This is a genomic window from Vibrio sp. D431a (assembly GCF_030248655.1).
Taxonomy (GTDB): Bacteria; Pseudomonadota; Gammaproteobacteria; order Enterobacterales; family Vibrionaceae; genus Vibrio; species Vibrio alginolyticus.
In genome coordinates this window covers 1-702 of sequence record NZ_JAHGAP010000039.1, presented here as the reverse complement: position 1 = coordinate 702, position 702 = coordinate 1, and the positions used below count along the sequence as shown (strand labels likewise).

Below are 702 nucleotides of genomic sequence, written 5' to 3'. Positions count from 1 at the left end.
TCTTAAACAGTTTGTTAGGCTTTGCCGCGCCATCGCTTTTTCCAATTCTCAAAATCTATCGTATCAGTGCTTGAAGATAATGTGCAGACTGTTTCTTCGATCATATTCTCCAGATCTTGAATAACACCACCGCCTGCCATCACGTGAACAATGGAGCCTCCAGTACCAGCCCCATCAGGTTCTAGGTTTGATCTGTGAAACGAGAACCGACTTTGTGTGTAATCAGAAATGTAAGCGCGTGGCTCTTTACCGTCAAAGTGTAACGGTGGGAAAAATTCAGCAAGAGAAACCCAGTAATCTTGCAACGAATGGATTAGATCGTAACTACCTTGCCGCATGTTTGCTGTAATTCCACTGTCCCATAACTCTTGTGAGCTTTGCTCTACAGCTTTCTTTAGGTTGGGAAGATTATTGATAAAGTGACATTGATGAGGCTGATCAAGATAGCGCCTAGCATAGGATGTAGTTTGCGGAACCATATCAACTTGTTTGTTGCTCACTTTGCGTCTTGCTACCTCTAACATGGGTAAAAGAAAGCTCAGAAACACAAGAATAGGTTCATAGTTTGCGTCAGGTTGCTTTATCCAGAAAGCGCCAATAATTAGAGCAACGATTAGCAATACTATTTCACTAGCCGTAATAAATACCTTTATCAAAGTTACCTCCATTTTCTAGAAAGAAGCCTAACGCCTTGCTAAGGTG

General features: G+C 41.9%; 1 protein-coding gene. It reads right to left on the bottom strand.

Going from position 1 to position 702, the window contains the following annotated elements; translation table 11 throughout:
- Positions 1-14 precede the first annotated feature (14 nt).
- Positions 15-656 (bottom strand): hypothetical protein, encoded by a 642-nt coding sequence (locus KJB35_RS26195; protein WP_053317233.1) that lies wholly within the window; start codon positions 654-656, stop codon positions 15-17.
- Positions 657-702 lie beyond the last annotated feature (46 nt).